General features: G+C 68.8%; 13 protein-coding genes and 3 rRNA genes. 7 read left to right on the top strand and 9 right to left on the bottom strand.

What is annotated here, in order from left to right; translation table 11 throughout:
• The first annotated feature begins 26 nt into the window (after window positions 1–26).
• Both BKA00_RS06320 and BKA00_RS06315 read left to right on the top strand, forming a co-directional pair.
• Complete coding sequence (locus BKA00_RS06320) at window positions 27–1259, top strand: MFS transporter (protein ID WP_185024015.1); 1233 nt, start codon at window positions 27–29, stop codon at window positions 1257–1259.
• A gap of 290 nt (window positions 1260–1549) precedes the next feature.
• Complete coding sequence (locus tag BKA00_RS06315) at window positions 1550–2062, top strand: tetratricopeptide repeat protein (RefSeq protein ID WP_185024013.1); 513 nt, start codon at window positions 1550–1552, stop codon at window positions 2060–2062.
• Here BKA00_RS06315 and BKA00_RS06310 read toward each other — a convergent pair.
• Complete coding sequence (locus BKA00_RS06310) at window positions 2059–4554, bottom strand: insulinase family protein (RefSeq protein WP_185024012.1); 2496 nt, start codon at window positions 4552–4554, stop codon at window positions 2059–2061. The two genes, BKA00_RS06315 and BKA00_RS06310, sit on opposite strands and share 4 nt — an antisense overlap.
• Window positions 4555–4595: 41 nt before the next feature.
• Between BKA00_RS06310 and BKA00_RS06305 the strand changes: the two genes are divergently transcribed.
• Together BKA00_RS06305 and BKA00_RS40775 are read left to right on the top strand one after the other, a co-directional pair.
• Complete coding sequence (locus BKA00_RS06305; protein WP_185024011.1) at window positions 4596–5522, top strand: hypothetical protein; 927 nt, start codon at window positions 4596–4598, stop codon at window positions 5520–5522.
• Window positions 5523–6518: 996 nt separating this feature from the next.
• Window positions 6519–6926, top strand: a complete 408-nt coding sequence (locus BKA00_RS40775) for a hypothetical protein (protein WP_230299263.1) — start codon at window positions 6519–6521, stop codon at window positions 6924–6926.
• Window positions 6927–6950: 24 nt separating this feature from the next.
• Here BKA00_RS40775 and rrf read toward each other — a convergent pair.
• From rrf to BKA00_RS06285, 3 genes are all read right to left on the bottom strand, one after another.
• Window positions 6951–7067: ribosomal RNA gene (rrf, locus tag BKA00_RS06295) — 5S ribosomal RNA — on the bottom strand.
• Window positions 7068–7232: 165 nt separating this feature from the next.
• Window positions 7233–10344: ribosomal RNA gene (locus BKA00_RS06290) — 23S ribosomal RNA — on the bottom strand.
• A gap of 448 nt (window positions 10345–10792) precedes the next feature.
• A 16S ribosomal RNA gene (locus tag BKA00_RS06285) occupies window positions 10793–12312 on the bottom strand.
• Together the 16S, 23S and 5S rRNA genes form the textbook arrangement of a ribosomal RNA operon.
• Window positions 12313–13080: 768 nt before the next feature.
• Between BKA00_RS06285 and BKA00_RS06280 the strand changes: the two genes are divergently transcribed.
• A complete protein-coding gene (locus BKA00_RS06280) occupies window positions 13081–13863 on the top strand; it encodes a hypothetical protein (RefSeq protein WP_185024009.1) in 783 nt (260 codons plus the stop codon).
• Here BKA00_RS06280 and BKA00_RS06275 read toward each other — a convergent pair.
• Window positions 13781–14614, bottom strand: coding sequence for a putative RNA methyltransferase (locus tag BKA00_RS06275; RefSeq protein ID WP_185024008.1), 834 nt, complete (start codon window positions 14612–14614; stop codon window positions 13781–13783). The two genes, BKA00_RS06280 and BKA00_RS06275, sit on opposite strands and share 83 nt — an antisense overlap.
• Window positions 14615–14730: 116 nt before the next feature.
• A complete protein-coding gene (gene trxA, locus BKA00_RS06270) occupies window positions 14731–15084 on the bottom strand; it encodes a thioredoxin (protein WP_179848403.1) in 354 nt (117 codons plus the stop codon).
• A gap of 130 nt (window positions 15085–15214) precedes the next feature.
• On the opposite strand from trxA, the gene BKA00_RS06265 reads away from it, so the two are divergent.
• Together BKA00_RS06265 and BKA00_RS06260 are read left to right on the top strand one after the other, a co-directional pair.
• On the top strand, window positions 15215–16231 hold the full coding sequence (locus BKA00_RS06265; RefSeq protein ID WP_230299285.1) for a sigma-70 family RNA polymerase sigma factor: 1017 nt from the start codon (window positions 15215–15217) through the stop codon (window positions 16229–16231).
• Window positions 16232–16375: 144 nt separating this feature from the next.
• Window positions 16376–17725 (top strand): class II 3-deoxy-7-phosphoheptulonate synthase, encoded by a 1350-nt coding sequence (locus tag BKA00_RS06260; protein WP_230299284.1) that lies wholly within the window; start codon window positions 16376–16378, stop codon window positions 17723–17725.
• 223 nt (window positions 17726–17948) lie between these two features.
• On the opposite strand, the gene BKA00_RS06255 is transcribed toward BKA00_RS06260, so the two are convergent.
• The 3 genes from BKA00_RS06255 to BKA00_RS06245 are packed head-to-tail and all read right to left on the bottom strand — an operon-like array spanning window position 17949 to window position 20990.
• Complete coding sequence (locus tag BKA00_RS06255; RefSeq protein ID WP_217919851.1) at window positions 17949–18317, bottom strand: ATP-binding protein; 369 nt, start codon at window positions 18315–18317, stop codon at window positions 17949–17951.
• Between the two features lie 44 nt (window positions 18318–18361).
• Window positions 18362–18688: an STAS domain-containing protein gene (locus tag BKA00_RS06250; protein WP_230299283.1), complete on the bottom strand. Its 327-nt coding sequence runs from the start codon at window positions 18686–18688 to the stop codon at window positions 18362–18364.
• 43 nt (window positions 18689–18731) lie between these two features.
• Window positions 18732–20990, bottom strand: a complete 2259-nt coding sequence (locus BKA00_RS06245) for a SpoIIE family protein phosphatase (protein ID WP_185024005.1) — start codon at window positions 20988–20990, stop codon at window positions 18732–18734.
• Window positions 20991–21132 lie beyond the last annotated feature (142 nt).

Here is a 21132-nt window from a genome sequence, read left to right as displayed (position 1 = left end):
AGGGTAACGAGTGTTACCTTAATCGCATGCCCTTCATCCGACGCCCTCGCGGCGGGCTCCGGCTCGCCGCGCTCGCGCTGACCGCCTTCGCCCTCCAGACCGACGACTTCGTGATCGTGGGCGTGCTGCCGTCCATCGCGCACGACCTGTCGGTAGGCGAGGCCGAGGCCGGGCAGCTCGTGACCGTCTTCTCCGTCATCTGCGCCGTGATCGCGCCCGTCGCGGCCGTGGCCACGGCGTCCTGGTCGCGGCGCCGCCTGCTGACCGGCGGGATGCTGGTGTTCTGCGCCGCCAACCTCGCCGTCCCGTTCGCCGCGTCGTATCCGGCGCTGATGGCGCTGCGGGTCCTGGCCGCGCTCGCCGCCGCGGTCGTCCTGCCCACGGTCTTCGCGGTCACCGCCGCCCTCTCCGCACCGGAACGCCAGGGCCGCGACCTGGCCACCGTCATGGCCGGGCTGACCGGCGCCGTCGTCGCAGGCGTCCCGCTCGGAACGTGGGTCGGCGCGGCGCTCGGCTGGCGGGCCACGTTCGTGACGGGCGGGCTCCTCGGCCTCGCCGCGCTGGCCTTCCTGCGTGCCGCCGTGCCGGACACGGCACCGCCGCCCTCGGCCGGCCTGGGCGAACGCCTCAGTCCCCTGGCCCGCCCCGCCGTCCTGTGCGTGCTGCTCGCCGCCGTCGCCGCGGTCCTCGGCAACCTGATGATCCAGACGTACCTGGCGCCGTTCCTGGACGGCGTCGCGGGCGTGACCCCCTCCGGCCTCGGCGGTCTCCTGGTCCTCACCGGCATCGCGGGAATCGCGGGCGGGCGGCTCAGCGGCTCCCTGGTCGACCGCTTCGGCCCGGTGCGGACGTTCGCGCTCGCCGTCGCCGCCTTCACCGCGGCGATGGCGGGGCTGGCGGTGGCCTGGTCGCTGCGCCCGGCGCACCTGGCGTTCGTCCTCCCCCTGCTCCTGGTGTGGTCGGCGGCGGCTTGGGCGGTGCCCCCGCCCGTCCAGACGCGCGTTCTGGCGCTGGCCGGCGCGGAGACAGGCCCGCAAGCGCTGGCGCTCAGCAGCAGCGCGGTCTACGTGGGCGCCTCGCTGGGCGCGGGCCTCGGCGGCTGGCTGCTCGGCACTGCGGGGCCGGGCTCCCTACCGGTCGCCGCGGCGGCCTGCGCACTGGGAGCACTGGGAATGTTCGGACTCGCCGGGCGCGGCACGTCGAGATCCGTCCCGGAGAACGGGCTCGGTGCCGCCAGGAACCGCGGTGCGAACGTCTGACCTGCGGCCCGGCGGCCGCGCCGGTACGAGAGGTGTGGGTTGGCACCGGCGCGACCCCGATTCCGGCCGTGGCCGGACAGTCCAATCCTGCCGCATCCCACGTTGCACACGAGTTGCGAGTGACTCCAATGTCACTATCGCCACACCGATCTCCTCCCGGGCTCCTCTCCATGAGCGTCGGAAACGCCGTCCGCCCGGCAGAGCGGCCTGGAGGAGCCGGCACTCCGGGCCACGCTCAGGCTCGCCCTCGCCCCCCGCGGCTCGGAACCGGTGACCGTATCCTGACGACCATGATCGACCCTGTGCCCGAATGGGAACGGCGCATGGCGGGCCTCTGGGACGCCTTCGACGACCATGAGCCCGCCGACTTCCTCGCGAAGGTCCGGGCCCTGACCGCCGAGCTTCCGCCCGGCGACGCCGTCGGCGAGTACGAGCTGGCGTCCGCGCACGACTCGATCGGCAACGAGGCCGAGGCCGCCGACCACTACCGGCGGGCCTTCGCCGCCGGGCTCCCCGAGGGGCGGCGCCGGCAGGCCGTGATCCAGTACGCCAGCACGCTCCGCAATCTCGGCCGGGCCGAGGAGAGCGTCGCGCTGCTGACCGCGGAACGCGAGGCCGGCTCGGACGAGCTCGACGACGCCGTCACCGCGTTCCTCGCCCTCGCGCTCACCGACGTCGGACGCGAGCGGGAGGCGGCCGGGCTCGCGCTGGGCGCCCTGTCCCGCCACCTCCCCCGATACAACCGCTCGCTCTCCAACTACGCGAATGCCCTGACACAGGACGGCCCCGGCCGGCGCCCTTAGTACGGCGGCCCCTCACGCTTCGCGCGGACGTCCCGCCGGGCCCGCGCCAGCAGCCGCTCGGCGTCGGGCGCGTAGCCCCATGCGCGTTCGGGCGGGCTGGTGCGGCCGACCTGGCTGAGATGGCGCCGGGCCCGGTCGTGGTCGCCCGCCCGGTAGAACACCGCACCGAAGACGTGGTGGGCCTCCAGGTTCCTCGGATGCCGCCGGTCCCCGGCGAGCCACCGGTCGGCGGCCGCCACGAGCGCGGCGTGCACCGAGGGCCGGGCCAGGTAGCGGTTCAGATCGTCCCAGGTGCCGATCTCACCACCGATCTCCAGGTGCGCCACCGCCAGCACCGCGGTGACCGGGTCGCCCGGCTCGGCCGCGGCGACGGCCGCCTCGGCGAAGTCCAGCACCTCGGCCTCCGAACCCCACCACTTCTTGCACAGGGCCTGGGCACGTGAGATGTGGCCCGCGTAGAGGAACGGGTCGCGCTCCGTCAGTTCCCGCCAGATCCGGTCCAGTTCGTCCCGCCCGAGCTGCATGCCGATGCCGTACCACTGGAGGCTGTTCCAGGGGACGGGGTCCGCGGGCAGCAGCTCGGCGGCACGGTAGAGCGGCGGGCCCGCGAGGGCGAGCAGCCGCCAGAACCGGCCGAACCGTTCCGCCTCGACATACTCCGCGCGTTGGGCGCTGCGCGCCTCCCACGCCTCGCCGACACGGGTCGCTCCGAGCCACAGGCACAGGTCCGGGTCTGCGGGATCGTCCGCGTGCAGTCGCGTGAGCCGCTTGGCCTGCCCGAGCGCGGCGTCGGTGAGGTTATCCAGGTAGAGGGCGCGGGTCTCGGCGTCGTCCCGGGTGCGTGCCAGCAGTTCCAGGCCCGCGCGCAGGTCCCCGCGGCGCACCTTCGGCAGCGCCGCCGCCAGCGCCTCGTCCCGCCAGGCCGGCCGTCGCCGCCGCGACCTGATCTTGCCGGGCAGCCCGGAGAGGGCGGCCACCACGCCGGCCGATGCCGTCCCGGCCTCCTCCGGATCGGCCGAGGAGGCGTCGTCGCCCGGAGACGGGATGCGGTCATCGGGGCGGGCCGGCTTGCGGACGACCGACTCGGCGGAGGCGTACCGATCGATCTCCGCGACGGCGGCCGCGCCGGAGCGCCAGAGGTTCGGCTCGACACCGACCGTCACGCCGTCCAGGCCGATCAGTGCGCGGGCCCCGTCCGGCCAGGCGAACACCGCGGCGCACTGGTCGAAGCGGACGGTCGCCATGTTCGGGCCGGTCAGCAAGGTGACCCCCTCGCGGCCGACGATCAGCCCTTGCTGGACGTCGCCGGTCCGGGTGTGGACACGGCCCTCGACCGCGACCATGGAACGGGTCGGGGCCGGGGCGAAACGCGCCCCTTGCGGCTCCTCACCGTGCGGAAGCATCAGGAGTGCGGTGTCCACGACGGCGCGGCCGACCTCCTGGACGTCCTCGGGCCGCACCGCGTCCAGTTCGGCCAGGGCCTCGTCCGTCGTCCGCGGCGGGGCCCCCAGCAGTTCGGCAAGGCACCGCCTCATCGGCTGCGAGGCGCGGGCCTCGTCGGAGCCCGTGCGGGCGCGCCGCGCCGCGACGACCTCCGCGAGTTCGGCCGCGCCGACCGGCTCCGCGGCGATGCGCCCGATCTCCCCGCAGAACCGCTCCGCCAGTTCCGGACGCACCTCCGCCAGCCCGTCCGCGAACGCGAGCAGCTCCACGCCGTCCCCGGCGCTCCATGAGAAGTCGACGCTCGTCGTGTAGCTCAGCGCGTTGTCCCTCCGCAGCACCCGGTGAAGGCGGCGGCCGAGGACGTCGGCGTAGACCCGGCCGGCGGAGGAGCGCGGCACGATCGCGCTCATCGCGACACCGTTGACGTCGGCGTTGAAGTAGGCGGGTGTCCGAGGCAGGGCGCTCGTCGGTTCCGGGACCGGCCGCCGTTCGCCCTCGGAAAGCGGCAGCGCCAGCCCCTCGGGCGGAGGGCCACCGACGATCGCCAGCGCTGCGTTGTTCTTGGTGAACCAGCGCGCCGCCCACTCCTGGACGTCCTCGGGGGTTAAGGCGGTGAGACCGTGCTCGTCGTAGGCGGGCAGGCCATAGGTGGCCGCTCCGTAACGCCACAGGAGCAGCTGGCCTTGCAGCCCGGCGTCGCGCCCCTCTGCCTCGGTCCGCAGGATGTTCTTCTCCGCCTCCAGGCGATCCATGGGAAGCGCGCACAGCGATTCGCACACGGCCGTCAGAAATGAAGCGATCTCCGCAGGCTCGCCATGGGTGACGAACATGGTGGTCACGGCGTTCACAACGCCGTTGTGGTGATAGTCGGCATCGCCGACCGCGTGCAGCGCCAGATGCTCCACCAGGTGGGTGAGCCCGCCCCTTGCCAGGGTCTCGTCGGCCCGTCCCACCCGGAACACCAGCGCCGCTCGATGCTCGTCATCGCCCGGCGCGCCCTTGCTCCAGAACACGGGAACGCCGTCGATGTCGGTACGCGTAACGTCCAAATGATCTCCCCCTCCAGGCCGCAAGATCGTACAATTCGCGGGTGGCGAAAAAGGTTTCATATCGGTATCAGGTGCCGTTCGCCCCGTCCTGGCGCACGTATCTGATCCCGGCTTGTCCCGTGGTCCTGCTCGCCTTGCTCACCGCGCTCTTCTGGGGGACGCACCACGCACTCCTCACCGCGAGCACGGTCGACGCCGTCCGGTCCGGAAACGTCCCGAGCGACAGCCGCCCGGTGCTCTGGGTGGACGAGGGTCTGCGCTACCGCGTCCACGTCGTCGGAAGCGCCGCCGATCCGGGATCGTGCGCGCTGGCCGGGCAGAACCGCACCTATCCGCTGACCCTGGACCGCGTCCGGCACTCCGGCGACTCCGCGGAGATCAAGGGATACCGATGGGTCGGGGCTTTCCGGGCCCCCGCCACCGACTACGTCGCGGTCTCCTGCGACCGGTCCAACGAGGCGCTGCGAATCAAGGTGGACGCGCCCGGAACCAGCCTGCTCGTAGGGCTGCTGGTCCTCTGGCCGGCGCTGCTCATCTGGGCGTTGGCCAGGATTTGGCGGATCCGGCGGCGGAGCACTCGACGCGCGCTCACCCGGCGCCCACCGGAACCGCCGGCCATCGTGTCCGAGGCCGCCCTGGCGTTCGGCGACAAGGCCCAGACCATGGTCTACTTCCGCAACGGCACCTTCGTCCCCGCCGGAACCCGCGAGGCCGACTCGGCGACCGGCTTCGCCAAGGAAAGATTGGCGGCCCCGCGCGACGCGCGCGATTTCCGAACCGCCCCAGCCGGCGACGGCGGATGGCTGGTCACCTTCCCGGACCTGACCGTCTACCTGACCCACGACGAGACCAAGCACTCCAGGACGGCCGATCTCGGCCGCCACGCCCTTGCGAAGATCCGTCTGGACACCCGCACTCCCGAGGTGGCGCGCATCCGCAAGGCCGAGACCCCCGCCCCCCGAACCTGAAGCGCGGTTGCTCAGGACCAGAGAAGTTCAATTCGGTGGGTGGTGCCCTCCGGTGGATCGAGACCGTGCAGTCATACCAGGGCGATCACAAGGGGCGGAAGGTGGTGGAGGATGATCCCGCCGCCGTTCACCACCGCCCGATAGCCCCACAGCGCGAGTGGTCGGACGGTCCCGCGCTCCGAGCCCAGGGACGCTACGGACGGACCGGGGGAGTTCGGTGACCGCCCATTCCGGCCGTAGGACGGGCATGGCCGGGCGATACGGAAGACGCGGCAGCGGCGGGTGACCTGCGGGGCGAGGCACTTGGACGCAGCGACATCGGCCCCTTCCGGAATGAAGCCCAATATGGACCTCGGGGCAGCAGGTAAGCCTACGAGGGCCCCCCGGCCGGAGGGGGCGGGGAAGGCGGGCGAGGCTAGGGTCCATGAGCTGTCCGAGGGGTCGCAACCCGATCGCGGTGGGGACGAGTCCGGCAGCGAGGAACGCGGGGGCGCGACGGTCGCAGCGGCCGTCGTCTTCGGCCTCAGCATGATGTGGGCCCGCGAGGCCGCTAGGGACCAGTGGGCCGAAGAGGCCAGGAACCCGGCCATCGAGGACACCGCCCAGGTGACCCCCGCACTGAAGAGCGGACGGTACCCGGTCGGCCTCGTCGGCCGCGACAGCGACTACGTCGCGGTGTCGACCGACGGCGGTTGGTCGCGGCCGGCGGCGGCCTCGGTCTGGACGCGGACATGGGAGAGCCAGCTTGGCGGGGGTTGGCGCCTGCGGTCGGCTGGAGCGTCCAGAAGGTGCGGTTCCCACATGCGGAGAACGGCGTGAGCAACATCCGAAGGTTCGTCGTCGGCACCACCGACGTCCTGTCCCCAGCCCGGCTCGGAAAGGTCACCGGCCTGGACGTGCGGAACGCGCAGCAGCTGACCGTCTACAGGCTCGACCGGATCGAACAGGCCCTGCTGCGCCGACAGCGGTCGGTTCGTCGCGAACGCCTCCCACCAGCTGCGCTCACCACTCGCCGCGCTTCGCGGCACCCTGGAGATACAGCTGACGCAACCAGAGCAAGCCGCCTGGCCCGCGGTTGCCCACCGGCCATCCTTGGTGCGTGGCGGGTCTTCGAGAAGGTCTCCATCTCAAGGGTGTTGTATCTCAAGCCCGGGCACCGGCACGGCCTGTTGTACCGGACGCTGGTCTGGACCTGGTAACCGCCCTCGCACGGATCCCCATCCAGTTCCGCCGACATTCGAACCCCCGCCTTCACGGCGAGGTCAGCGAGGACGGGCAGCACGCCACCGCGCGGCCGGCCTCCGTACCTCATGGGTTCGTTCTTACCGCAATGATTCTCGAGAATCGATCTCGAAATATGCGGTCAGGTTCAATGCTGGTGAAATGAGAAAGGCCCCGCCGTGACGGCGGGGCCTTTCTGCAATATGTGTCCGGCGGTGTCCTACTCTCCCACACGGTCTCCCATGCAGTACCATCGGCGCTGAAGGGCTTAACTTCCGGGTTCGGGATGGGACCGGGTGTTTCCCCCTCGCCAAAACCACCGAACGTCTCAACGCACCACCCCCACAAACACCAGGAGGGCGTGCAAATCCACGTCCGAACCATTCGGCTCAGAATTCACTTATCAAAACAGCGGTCACCCAGTTGTTTCCTGGGAACCACACAGGGACGCGAACATCGTCTCGCAGCGACTCACTCTGAACGTTCAGTGTGTTCAAGCCACTCGGCCTATTAGTACCGGTCGACTCCACACGTTACCGCGCTTCCATCTCCGGCCTATCAACCCGGTCGTCTACCGGGGGCCTTACACCCACAAAGGGGTGGGAGAACTCATCTCGAGGAAGGCTTCCCGCTTAGATGCTTTCAGCGGTTATCCCGACCGAACGTAGCCAACCAGCCGTGCCCCTGGCGGGACAACTGGCACACCAGAGGTTCGTCCGTCCCGGTCCTCTCGTACTAGGGACAGACCCTCACAATTCTCCTACGCGCACAGCGGATAGGGACCGAACTGTCTCGCGACGTTCTAAACCCAGCTCGCGTGCCGCTTTAATGGGCGAACAGCCCAACCCTTGGGACCTACTCCAGCCCCAGGATGCGACGAGCCGACATCGAGGTGCCAAACCATCCCGTCGATATGGACTCTTGGGGAAGATCAGCCTGTTATCCCCGGGGTACCTTTTAGCCGTTGAGCGACACCACTTCCACACGTAGGTGCCGGATCACTAGGCCCTGCTTTCGCACCTGCTCGACACGTCCGTCTCACAGTCAAGCTCCCTTGTGCCCTTGCACTCGCCACCTGATTGCCAACCAGGCTGAGGGAACCTTTGGGCGCCTCCGTTACATTTTGGGAGGCAACCGCCCCAGTTAAACTACCCACCAGGCACTGTCCCCCACCCGGATACACGGGTGCGGGTTAGACGCTCAAAACGACCAGAGTGGTATTTCACCAACGACTCCACCCAGACTGGCGTCTGAGCTTCACAGTCTCCCACCTATCCTACACAAGACGCTCCAAGCGCCAATGCCAAGCTATAGTGAAGGTCCCGGGGTCTTTCCGTCCTGCTGCGCGAAACGAGCATCTTTACTCGTACTGCAATTTCGCCGGGCCTGTGGTTGAGACAGCGGGGAAGTCGTTACGCCATTCGTGCAGGTCGGAACTTACCCGACAAGGAATTTCGCTACCTTAGGATGGTTATAGTTACCACCGCCGTTTACCGGCGCTTAGATTCTCAGCTTCGAAGGAACAAGTCCCCCTAACCGGTCCTCTTAACGTTCCGGCACCGGGCAGGCGTCAGTCCGTATACAGCGTCTTACGACTTCGCACGGACCTGTGTTTTTAGTAAACAGTCGCTTCCCCCTGGCCTCTGCGACCCCACCCAGCTCAGGCAGCAAGTGCCATCACCGAGCGAGGTCCCCCTTCTCCCAAAGTTACGGGGGCAATTTGCCGAGTTCCTTAACCACAGTTCACCCGATCGCCTTGGTATTCTCTACCTGACCACCTGAGTCGGTTTGGGGTACGGGCCGCCGGTACACTCGCTAGAGGCTTTTCTCGGCAGCATGGGATCACTCACTTCACCTAAAACGGCTCGGCATCAGCTCTCAGGATACGCGAGAGACGGATTTACCTGTCTCTCTCCCTACAGCCTTACCCCGGGACAACCATCGCCCGGGCTGAGCTACCCTCCTGCGTCACCCCATCACTCACCTACTACCCCCTCGGGTCCCACGCTCCCCATCCAACAGGCCCGAAGGCCTCAAGAATGGTTCGGGTGGTTAGCATCAGAGGATTCAGCGTTGGCGCATACCAGCGGGTACGGGAATATCAACCCGTTGTCCATCGACTACGCCTGTCGGCCTCGCCTTAGGTCCCGACTTACCCTGGGCGGATTAGCCTGCCCCAGGAACCCTTGGTCATCCGGCGCACACGTTTCTCACGTGTGATTCGCTACTCATGCCTGCATTCTCACTCCCGCACCCTCCACCCCTGGGTCACCCCGAGGCTTCACCGGATACAGGACGCTCCCCTACCCATCAACACTTACGTGTCAATGCCACGGCTTCGGCGGTGTGCTTGAGCCCCGCTACATTGTCGGCGCGGAATCACTTGACCAGTGAGCTATTACGCACTCTTTCAAGGGTGGCTGCTTCTAAGCCAACCTCCTGGTTGTCACAGCAACTCCACATCCTTTCCCACTTAGCACACGCTTAGGGGCCTTAGCCGATGATCTGGGCTGTTTCCCTCTCGACTACGAAGCTTATCCCCCGCAGTCTCACTGCCGCGCTCTCACTTACCGGCATTCGGAGTTTGGCTGACGTCAGTAACCTGGTAGGGCCCATCAGCCATCCAGTAGCTCTACCTCCGGCAAGAAACACGCGACGCTGCACCTAAATGCATTTCGGGGAGAACCAGCTATCACGGAGTTTGATTGGCCTTTCACCCCTAACCACAGGTCATCCCCCAGGTTTTCAACCCTGGTGGGTTCGGGCCTCCACACCGTCTTACCGGCGCTTCACCCTGCCCATGGCTAGATCACTCCGCTTCGGGTCTACAGCATGCGACTAAAAACGCCCTATTCAGACTCGCTTTCGCTACGGCTACCCGCCACCGGTTAACCTCGCCACACACCATAACTCGCAGGCTCATTCTTCAAAAGGCACGCCATCACCAACAGAAACCCCGAAAGGTAACTGAGGAGGCTCTGACGGCTTGTAGGCACACGGTTTCAGGTACTATTTCACGACCCCTCACCGGGGCACTTTTCACCTTTCCCTCACGGTACTGGTCCGCTATCGGTCATCAGGAAGTATTCAGCCTTACCACGTGGTCGTGGCAGATTCACACGGGATTTCACGGGCCCCGTGCTACTCGGGAACACACCCAGAAGCCACTGAAATTTCGTCTACCGGACTCTCACCGTCTACGGTCGGCCATCCCAAGCCATTCGACTATCCCAGCGGTTTATAACTCCTCGCCGTCTCGGCAGAGACGACCGGGTGATCCCACAACCCCGCACACGCAACGCCTGCCGGCTATCACACGCGCACGGTTTAGGCTCCTCCGCTTTCGCTCACCACTACTCACGGAATCACTATTGTTTTCTCTTCCTGCGGGTACTGAGATGTTTCACTTCCCCGCGTTCCCACCAACCTGCCTATACATTCAGCAGGCGGCGACACCCCATGACGGGTGCCAGGTTTCCCCATTCGGAAATCCCCGGATCAAAGTCTGGTTGCCGACTCCCCGAGGCATATCGCAGGCTCCCACGTCCTTCATCGGCTCCTGATGCCAAGGCATCCACCGTATGCCCTTAAAAACTTGAACACACAAAACGATCAGAACAAATCGCAGATAAACAACAAGACCAACCCGAAGACACCCTCCCGAAGAAGGGTCCCTTCAAAGCGGCTCTCATCGTTCACCAGAGATGCTCGCGTCCACTGTGCAGTTCTCAAAAAACAACCGGGCCCACCAAAACCCCACCACCTTCCGGTGATGCGGTCCTGGTCCCGCAGTCCGAGGTCACCCGGGCTCGCGCCCGTTCCCTCAGGACTCAACAGCGTGTTCAGCCTCCCAACCGCCCGGAGCTCACCTTTCCCACTCCCCGAGGTCACCCTCGAAGCGGTACTAGCTGAGCCGCACGGCCAGCAGACTGAGTAGCCAGTGCTCCACATCTATGAGCAGCCACCTGACAGACATTCGCTGTCAACGGCAGCCACCGACCTGAGCCTTCCCCGAGAGGAAGCAGCTCCGGCCAGTTGGTGCTCCTTAGAAAGGAGGTGATCCAGCCGCACCTTCCGGTACGGCTACCTTGTTACGACTTCGTCCCAATCGCCGGCCCCACCTTCGACCGCTCCCCCCACACAAGGTGGTTGGGCCACGGGCTTCGGGTGTTGCCGACTTTCGTGACGTGACGGGCGGTGTGTACAAGGCCCGGGAACGTATTCACCGCAGCGTTGCTGATCTGCGATTACTAGCGACTCCGACTTCACGAAGTCGAGTTGCAGACTTCGATCCGAACTGAGACCGGCTTTAAGGGATTCGCTCCACCTCACGGTATCGCAGCCCTCTGTACCGGCCATTGTAGCATGTTTGCAGCCCAAGACATAAGGGGCATGATGACTTGACGTCATCCCCACCTTCCTCCGAGTTGACCCCGGCGGTCTCCCATGAGTCCCCACCCGAAGTGCTGGCAACATGGAACGAGGGTTGCGCTCGTTGCGGGACTTAACCCAACATCTCACGACACGAGCTGACGACAGCCATGCACCACCTGTCACCGGCCCAAAAGGACCCACCATCTCTGATGGTTTTCCGGCGATGTCAAGCCTTGGTAAGGTTCTTCGCGTTGCGTCGAATTAAGCAACATGCTCCGCCGCTTGTGCGGGCCCCCGTCAATTCCTTTGAGTTTTAGCCTTGCGGCCGTACTCCCCAGGCGGGGCGCTTAATGCGTTAGCTGCGGCGCGGAATCCGTGGAAGGACCCCACACCTAGCGCCCAACGTTTACGGCGTGGACTACCAGGGTATCTAATCCTGTTCGCTCCCCACGCTTTCGCTCCTCAGCGTCAGTACAGGCCCAGAGAACCGCCTTCGCCACCGGTGTTCCTCCCGATATCTGCGCATTTCACCGCTACACCGGGAATTCCATTCTCCCCTACCTGCCTCTAGTCTGCCCGTATCCACCGCAGACCCACGGTTAAGCCGTGGGCTTTCACGACAGACGCGACAAACCGCCTACGAGCCCTTTACGCCCAATAATTCCGGACAACGCTTGCGCCCTACGTATTACCGCGGCTGCTGGCACGTAGTTAGCCGGCGCTTCTTCTGCAGGTACCGTCACGTTAGCTTCGTCCCTGCTGAAAGAGGTTTACAACCCGAAGGCCGTCATCCCTCACGCGGCGTCGCTGCGTCAGGCTTCCGCCCATTGCGCAATATTCCCCACTGCTGCCTCCCGTAGGAGTCTGGGCCGTGTCTCAGTCCCAGTGTGACCGGTCGCCCTCTCAGGCCGGTTACCCGTCGTCGCCTTGGTAGGCCATCACCCCACCAACAAGCTGATAGGCCGCGAGCCCATCCCCAACCGAAAAACTTTCCACCACACGATCATGCGACCAGTGGTCATATCCGGTATTAGACCCAGTTTCCCGGGCTTATCCCAGAGTCAGGGGCAGGTTGCTCACGTGTTACTCACCCGTTCGCCGCTCGAGTACCCCCGAAGGGGCCTTTCCGCTCGACTTGCATGTGTTAAGCACGCCGCCAGCGTTCGTCCTGAGCCAGGATCAAACTCTCCATCAAGGTCCAACGACCAACCAGGGGGCGAACCCCAGCCGGCCAAACCTCAGGAAACAATCCCGGCATCACCATCCCCAACGGGATGGCATTGCCTCAAAGAAATCCCCACCACCCCACAAAGTGGAGCGGCACGGGGCGACCCGGCCAAAACATGGCCGAGCCGATAAAGGCACTGGCTTTTAACACGCTGTTGAGTTCTCAAGAAACGGACACCCACCGCGCCGGACCCCGCTCTCGCGGTCCCCGGCTCCGGGGCAACCCTGCTAACTTACCAGACTCATCTTCGCTGTCAAGCCGATCCGCGAAGATCTTTTTGACGAGTCGAAGGTCTGCCTACCCCCCCGCGACGACACCGCACCAAGCCGAAGACTCGGAGAGATCGTTCTGCGGGAGGCGCCCTGCGGGCCGGCCACCTCTCGGCGTCCTGCATCCCGTTCTAGGCTGTGCAGCCCATCGTACACCGGTCCGAGTGGCGCTCGAACCATTTTCAGCGGCTGCTCCCCAGGGCCGGCCGCCTCTCGGCGTCCCGCGTCTCCTTGGGGCGAGGAAGACATTAAGACGCCCCGCCAGAGCCGTCAAATCGCGGGCCCGCGAACCCGGCCCGCCTTGTCGTCCGCCCACCCGATCAGGTGCGCTGACCTCGCTGTTCACGTACTACGTGCGTCGGGTCACAGTGGGGTACGGTGCCCTCACCGCTCTCCCCCGGGGAAACGTCCTCTGGGCGGGTGGTGGCTCCCGGGTCGGCTGTCGCCCGAGGTCAGGAGGAACCCCGTGAACGTGCACGCCGCCACTCGCGCATCGGCGGAGCGTCTCGTGGTCGCCGCGACGATGGGGCCCACGGTCCATGACGTGCACGCCTGGCGGTTCAAGGTCGTCTCCGGCCTGATCGAGGTGCACGCGGACCCTGACAGGTACCGGCCGAAGCACGATCCCGCGGGCCGGGGCCTCCACCTCAGCAGCGGGGCCGCGCTCGTGAACCTGCGCCTGGCCGCCACGCAACTCGGTCACGAAGCCATCGTTCGGTTGCTTCCCGATGCGGGACGTCCATCCGTCCTCGCCTCCGTACGCCTGGCCGGGCGGCACCGCACATCCCGGGAGGAGCGGCTTCTCTACGCCGCCACGCTCCGGCCGTTCCGTGCCGGCCGCACCATCGCGACGAGCGCCTGCCCTCCCCCGTCCGTCGTCGACGAGCTGGCCGGGGAGGCGAGGCTGGAAGGAGCCGTGCTTCGGAGACTCCCCCCGGCGCCTCACTCGGCGGGACAGCGCGCGGTGCTGACCACGCGAGGCGACTCGCCCGCCGAATGGCTCCGCGCCGGACAGGCTCTCCAGCGTCTCCTCCTGGGAGCGGCGGGCCGCTCGCTCGCCGCGTCGTTCGGCTACGAGACGCTCGACATGCCGGGTGCCGAAGAGGTGACGGAGCCCGGCGAGACCCCGCAGGTGCTGCTGGAGATCACGCAGGCCGGGTCCGCGCCTACTCCAGCCGCCGGTAGGTGGACAGGACGAACGACAGCGGGGCGGTCAGCGGCTCGGGCAGCTTCGCCAGCCGTTCCCTGAGCGGCTCCGGCGGGACGTGGTGCGCGCTCGGGCCCATGCCGACGAGCGTGAACACCTCGCCGTGCGTCAGGACGGCCTCGGCTTCGAGTTCCTCGCGCGAGTCCAGCTTGAAGTAGCCGGAGAGCGCGGTGTCCATGCGCTCGGTCTTGTGCTTGTCGATCGAGAGCAGGCCCAGGGGCTCCACGAGTGTGCCGAGGTGCCGGGGTGACGGAGTCACCGTGAGCAGCAGCCCGTCGTCTCGGAGCACGCGGTGGAACTCGGTCGCGTTGCGCGGGGCGAAGACGTTGACCACGACGTCGGCCGCGCTGTCGCGCAGCGGGAACGGGCGCCAGAGGTCCGCGACCACGGCGCCACAGCGCGGGTGCGCCTTCGCGGCGCGCCGGGCGGCGTGCTTGGAGATGTCCAGGGCGAGGCCGACGGCGTCCGGCGCTCGGTCGAGGATGCGGCTGAGGTAGTGCCCCGTCCCGGCGCCCGCGTCCAGGACGACGGACGGATCGGCGCGCGAGACGCTCCGGGCGAGCCTGTCCGCGAGAGCCGCGAAGTGGCCGGCCGTCAGGAACTCGTCCCTCGCGCGGACCATCTCCGGAGTGTCGGCCGTTCCCGGACGGGCGTTGCCCGGCAGGAGGTTCGCATATCCCTGTCGCGCGACGTCGAAGGCATGCCCGCCCGGGCAGACCAGGCGGCGGTCGGCCAGTTCGAGGTCGGCTCCGCACACGGGGCACACCAGGTATCGGACGACATCGGCGAGCATCCGTCCATCATCGACCATGCCGACCGGTGAAGGGGCGGTGGCGTCCGCTTCTTTGCCCGCGCGCCTCCCCGGCGCCCGCCGCGCGTCTCGTCCGCGCAACCCGGCGGCGCTGAAGGTCAGGCCTTCGCGCGCCGGCGGACGTCCTCCATGTCGAGGCCGCGGACCTGCTCGATCACGTTCTCCAGCACCGACTCGGGCAGCGCGCCCGGCTCCGCGAACACGATCATGCCGTCGCGAATCGCCATCAGCGTGGGGATGGACCGGATGCCGAACCGCTCCGACAGCTCGGCCTCGGCGTCGGTGTCCACCTTGCCGAAGACGATGTCCTCGTGCTTGTCCGCCGACCGTTCGAACACGGGCGCGAACCGCTTGCACGGGCCGCACCACTCGGCCCAGAAGTCGACCAGCACGATGCCGTCGCCCTGAGCCACCTCGTCGAAGTTCTCAGCGGTCAGTGTGACCGTCGCCATGTCGGTTTCTCCTCAGTCGGGGTATCACGACGTAGAGCGGCTTACAGCCTCGCAGTATTCCCCACGTGGGAATCACAGAGCGGTAATTGGCGTTGTCCTCCTAGGGAGATCGCACCGGAGAAGGGTCAGGATGGCTGGAACCCGTACCAAGGGCGACAGGGTCGAAGTCCCCGACAAGGATCTTGTCGGGGCGTACCTCGACCGGATCGGCCGTACTCCCCTGCTCGACGCGCAGGAGGAGGTCGATCTGGCCAAGGCGATCGAAGGGGGCCTGTACGCCGAACAGCTGCTCGACGAGGGGGCGGTGCCCGAGGGCGCGTCCCGCGAGGAGCTGGAGGAGCTGGCCGCGGCGGGGCTGCGCGCGAAGCAGCGCTTCGTCGAGGCCAATCTGCGGCTGGTCGTCTCGATCGCCCGGAAGTACCCGACCGACTCGTTGCCCCTCATCGACCTCATCCAGGAGGGGAACCTGGGGCTGATGCGTGCGGTGGAGAAGTTCGACTACCGCCGCGGCTTCAAGTTCTCCACCTACGCCACCTGGTGGATCCGGCAGGCGATCGGCCGCGGGCTGAGCCACACCGCCCGCACGATCCGCCTGCCCGTCCACGTCGAGGAGGAGTTGTCCCGGCTGCGGCGCGCGGAGCGCCAGCTCAGCCGCGAACTCGGCAGGGAGCCGACCCGCGAGGAGCTCGCGGGCGCCGTCGGCGCCGCCGCCGAGCATGTCGACGAACTGCTGAGATGGCGGCGCGACCCGGCGAGCCTGGACGCGACCGTCGACGACGCCGGCGAGACGCCGATGGGCGACCTGCTGGAGGATCCCGACGCCGTCACCCCGGAGGCGGAGATCCTCGCGCTGGACGACATCGAGGGCCTCGGACGGCTGCTGGACCGGCTTCCCGAACGCGAGTCCGCGATCCTGCGGGCCCGGTTCGGGATGGACAGCGGGCAGCCGCTGTCGTACGCGCAGATCGGCGCCCGGTACGGGCTGAGCCACAACCGCGTCCGGCAGATCACCGACCGTTCGCTGCGGCGGCTGCGGCAGCTGGCCGGCGAGGCGGACCTGAGCGGCCGCCGGGCGCTCGGCCACGACCACGGCCACGGCAACGGCACGGCGCCCGAACCGGCCGCCGCGGGGTTCAGGGCGGCCTGACCGGGCGCCTGAAGCGGCGTCCCGCCGAACGACCGGCTAACGGGCGGTCCCGGAAACGGGGCCGCCCGTTCGCGTCGGGGACGTGGACCCCGGCGCGCTTGGCATTCCGTTCACGCAGGGCGGGCCGTGCCATAGCCTTTCAGGGTGAGTAATTCCGCCGTCATCGGGGACCTCGACGCGTGGCGCGCCCTCCCCGCTCTCCAGCAGCCCGATTGGGACGATCCGGCCGAGCTCGGCGAAGTGGCCGCCGAGCTGGCCGCCCAGCCGCCGCTCGTCTTCGCCGGCGAATGCGACCAGTTGAAGGCGCAGCTCGCGGACGTCGCCCGCGGTGAGGCGTTCGTCCTTCAGGGCGGTGACTGCGCCGAGACGTTCGAGGGATCGAACGCCGACGCGGTCAAGAACAAGCTGAAGACGCTGCTGCAGATGGCGGTCGTCCTCACCTACGCAGCCAGCGTTCCCGTCGTGAAGATCGGCCGGATGGCGGGCCAGTACGCCAAGCCGCGCTCCAAGCCCGTGGAGACCCGCGGCGGCGTGGAGCTGCCCGCATACCGGGGCGACGCGGTGAACGGGTTCGCCTTCGACGCCGCCTCCCGGCGCAACGACCCGCATCGCCTGCTGAAGGCCTACCACTGCTCGGCGGTCACGCTGAACCTGTGCCGGGCGTTCACCAAGGGCGGCTACGCCGACCTGCGCCAGGTGCACGCCTGGAACCAGGACTTCGTCGCGCAGAGCCCGGCGGGCCGCCGCTACGAGCAGCTGGCGGGCGAGATCGACCGGGCGCTGACGTTCATGAAGGCGTGCGGGGCGAACCCGGACGAGTTCCACGGGGTGGAGTTCTACTCAAGCCACGAGGCGCTGCTGCTGGAGTACGAGCGCGCGCTGACCCGCATCGACCATCTGAGCGGCCGGCCCTACGACGTGTCCGCGCACTTCCTGTGGATCGGCGAGCGGACCCGGCAGCTGGACGGGGCGCACGTGGAGTTCCTGCGCCACATCCGCAACCCGATCGGGGTGAAGCTAGGCCCGACGACCTCCGCCGACGACGCCCTGGCCCTGATGGAGCGGCTGAACCCGGAGCGGGAGCCCGGCCGGCTCACCTTCATCACCCGCATGGGCGCCGACCGCATCCGCGACGCGCTGCCCCCGCTGATCGAGAAGGTGCACCAGAGCGGGGCCCCGGTCGCGTGGATCTGCGACCCCATGCACGGCAACACGTTCGAGGCGCCGAGCGGGCACAAGACCCGGCGGCTGGACGACGTGCTGGACGAGGTCGCCGGGTTCTTCGAGGTCCACCGGGCCCTCGGAACCCACCCGGGCGGCATCCACATCGAGTTCACCGGCGACGACGTGACCGAGTGCGTCGGCGGCGGCCAGGGGCTCGCCGAGGCCGACCTGCACCAGCGCTACGAGACGGCCTGCGACCCCCGGCTCAACCGCGGCCAGTCGCTGGACCTGGCCTTCATGGTCGCGGAGCTCTACCGCAAGTCGGTCTGATCAGATCCCTCTGATCCGCTCGGCCCGATCGGCGCGCGCGCCCCCCCACCGTGTGCGGAGGGCGCGCGCCGCCGGTCGGAGCCCCGCACAGGAGCGCGAACCGGGCGAGAGCGCATGTCAGCCGTCGGCCCTCAAATGCCGACCTCTCTCAGAGCTCGACCGCTCAGAGATCCATGGCTCAGAGACCGACCTCTGGAAGGTCGATCTCTCAGAAGTCGACCGCTCAGATGTCGACCTCGGCCCAGACGACCTTTCCGCCGGTCACCGGGTCGGCGCCCCAGGAGTTGGCGAAGCGGTCGACGATGAACAGGCCGCGGTGCGACTCGTCCAGGGGGCCGGGGACGGTCAGCCGGGGCAGCTGGGCCGCGCGGTCGCGGACTTCGACACGGATACGGCCGCTGCCGCGCAGCAGCCGCAGCTCCAGGGCCGTCCCGGCGTGCCGGACGGCGTTGGCGACGAGCTCGGCCACGATGGCCGTCACGAGCTCCTCGCGGTCCATGAGCGCCCAGGTGCGCATGGTCCGGGCCGCGAGCCGCCTGGCGTACTCGACCGCCTCGGTCTGGGGCGCCGCGCGCAGCGTGGTCTCGGTCATCGGGTCGGTCACTCCGCCCGCTCGCCGTTCTTCATCGTGTCCCTTCACCGCCCATCGGCCGGAGCCTCCTCCGCCGGGTCCTCCATGAGGAAGCGGTCGAGCCCGGTCGTGCGCAGCACGTTCTCGACGCGGCCGTAAGCTCCGGTGACGGTGAGCGTGGCGTTCTGCGCGCGCGCGTGCTTGTACGCGCGGACGAGGACGTTCAGGCCGGAGGAGTCACAGAAGTCGACCGCCGCGAGGTCGACGACGACCGACCGCTCGCCCGCGTCCACGAGCTCGGTCAGCCGAGCGCGCAGCTCGTCGGAGGAGTGCAGGTCTATTGAGCCGCGCGCGGCGATCGTCGCACGGCCTTCCTGTCGTGTCGTGTGCAAGGCAAGCCCCACGCCACCCCACCTTACCGATTGTTGGTCTCCATCATGACGCCCGCAGAACGATGAGGGCAACGTCGTCGTTCGACGGCTCCGGGCCGAAGTCCCGGACGGCGCGCTGGATGCGCGCCGCCACCGCCCCGGCGCTCAGTCCGGTGCAGTCGGCGAGAAGCCGCTCCAGTCCGTGCCCGTCGCCGAGCAGCCGGTTGCCGGAGCGCCGCTCGGTGACGCCGTCGGTCACGCAGAGCAGTACCTCTCCGCGCCGCAGCTCGACGGTGTCGGTGTGGAACTCCACGCCGTCGAAGACTCCCAGCAGCGGCTGGGGCGAGGCGGCCTCGCGGACGCCGCCCTCCGGGTCGAGCACCAGCGGGGGCGGGTGCCCCGCGCTCGTCAGCTTGATCGTCACGCCGTCGCGGCGCCGGCGGGCCGCGATCTCGCCGTGCAGCAGGGTGAGCAGCCGCCCGCGCTCGCCCTCGCCGAGGATGAGCCGGTTGAGCCGGGCGAGGACGGCGGGGACGGACAGGTCCTCGGCGGCGAGGATGCGCAGCGCGTGCCGGGCCAGGCCGGTGACGGCGGCGGCCTCGGGGCCGGTGCCGCACACGTCGCCGATGGCGAACCGCCAGCGGGACGCGGGGGCCGGGCCGCCGGGCCGGGTCCCGCTCGCGAAGACGTCGTAGAAGTCGCCGCCGACCTCGCTGCCCTCCCCGGCGGGCTCGTAGACCACCGCCACCTCCAGGCCGGGGATCTCGGGGATTCCGGGCGGCAGCAGGCTGCGCTGCAGAGCGCTGCTCATGGCGGTCTGGGCGGAGAACAGGCGCGCGTTGTCGACGGCGAGGGCGGCGCGGCGGCTCAACTCCTCGGCCAGCTCGATCGCGCTGCGCGGGAAGCGGTCCCCCGCCGGGCGGCCGATCACGATGGTGCCGATGCGCCGGCCGCGGGCGATCAGCGGGAAGGCGTAGACCTGGTCGGTGGCGGTGTCTCCGACGGCGGCGCGGACGTCCTCGGGCGCGGTGGCGAGGCCGTTCCAGGCCCCGGGGGCGTCGGTGGGCGGGGCGGCGCCCGCGTGTTCGAGCAGCTCGCGCAGGCCGTCGGAGCGCTCCTCGTCGGCGTGCCACACGTAGGCGAGCCGGTCGGGCTCGGCCTCGGTGACGGTGTAGACGGCGCACCAGGTGGCCAGGCGCGGCACGACGAGCTGGGCGACCAGCGCCATCGTGCGCTCCTGGTCGAGGGTGCCGGCGAGCAGGTCGCTGGCCTCGGCGACGAAGCTCAGCCAGCCGCGCCAGGATCGTTCCAACTCGCCCACCCTGGCCTTCTCCAGGGAGAGCGACATCTCGTCGGCGAGCCGGCCGAGGCGGGCTCCGTCGGCCTCGTCGAAACGGCCGGACAGGGACGAGACGGCCACGATGAGGCCCGTCAGGCGGCCCTGCGACTCCAGCGGGGCGGCGGCCAGGGAGGAGGCCCGCAGCGCCGCCGCGGTCGGGTCGGAGGTGTCCGCGGCGACCCAGGCGGAACCGGCGCGGGCGGCGGGGGTGAGAGAGGCGACCGACAGCTCGCCGAGCGGCATCTCGGCCGCCGTCCCGGCCGCCGACCCCATGATCAGCCGTCCGTCGCGCTCGGTCAGCAGGACGGCGGCGCCCTCGGCGCCGAGCACCTCCCGGGCGGTGGCGACGCCGTCCTCCATGGCCTCCACGGCCGCCGGGGAACGCAGGAGCCGGTCGCCGGCCACGGGCAGCTCGCCCGCGCCCCCGGCGAGCTCGCCCTCCCGGCCCTGACCGCCGGCGCCGGAGGCGTCCCGCACCGGCTCGGCCGCGTCGCGGGCCCGGGCGCCGAGTTCGCCCCGCACGGAACCGCTCCCGGCGATGTCGGCGGTGAAGGCGGCCTCCGTGCCGTCCGCCGCGGCGCCCTCGGCCGGGGCCGCGGCCCCGGTGGCGCCGGGCCGGGGCAGCCGGAACCAGACGCCCTTGGTGCGGCGGTCGTAGGAGACGCCCCAGGAGTCGGCGAGGCGGGCGATCGACGGGAGGCCGCGCCCGCTGGAGGCGGTGACGCCCGGCATCTCGATGCCCCGGGTGGGGTGGCGGTCGCGGACCTCGATCTCGACGTCGCCGCCGGCCAGGCGGCAGGAGACCTCGAACGAGGTCCCCGCGTAGGCGATCGCGTTGGTGGCGAGCTCGCTCGTGGCGAGGACGGCGTCGTCGGCCACCTCGTCCAAGCCCCAGTCGGCCAGCACCTTGCGGACGAACCGGCGCGCGTCCGCCACCGCCGCCGCGGCGGACGGGAAGGTCGCCGTCGCCGTCTGCCGATCCAACTGTCGTCCCTCGTTCGAAGCGTTTTCCACCCGGGCCTGGCTATCGTGGCAGACTGCTCGGCCGCCCGGCACCGAGAGCCGTGAACCCGCCCGGTAATGCGTCCGGCCTGGGCCTTCACGATCCCGCCACAACACGACAGAC

Source organism: Actinomadura coerulea, assembly GCF_014208105.1.
In the GTDB taxonomy this organism is placed as follows: Bacteria; Actinomycetota; Actinomycetes; order Streptosporangiales; family Streptosporangiaceae; genus Spirillospora; species Spirillospora coerulea.
This window is presented reverse-complemented; position numbering and strand designations above follow the sequence as displayed.